Annotated in this window: 1 protein-coding gene; it reads left to right on the top strand. The window is 62.3% G+C overall.

What is annotated here, in order from left to right; genetic code table 11:
• Position 1 precedes the first annotated feature (1 nt).
• Positions 2-265: pirin family protein (locus FJ988_RS30575; protein ID WP_140823049.1), on the top strand; the 264-nt coding region annotated here is incomplete at its 3' end.

Below are 265 nucleotides of genomic sequence, written 5' to 3'. Positions count from 1 at the left end.
GCTGGACGCTCACCACCACTTTTCCTTCGCCGAATACCACGACCCCAAGCGCATGCATTGGGGCAACCTGCGGGTATGGAACGATGACCTCATCGCACCGGGCACCGGGTTCCCTCAGCACGCGCACCGGGACATGGAAATCATCACCTATGTGCGTGAAGGCGCCATCAGCCATGCCGACAACCTGGGCAACAAGGGCCGCACCGAGGCTGGCGATGTCCAGGTGATGAGCGCTGGCACCGGGATCGCCCACAGCGAATACAAC

The sequence above is a fragment of the Mesorhizobium sp. CU3 genome (assembly GCF_006442965.1).
In the GTDB taxonomy this organism is placed as follows: Bacteria; Pseudomonadota; Alphaproteobacteria; order Rhizobiales; family Rhizobiaceae; genus Mesorhizobium.
This window is presented reverse-complemented; position numbering and strand designations above follow the sequence as displayed.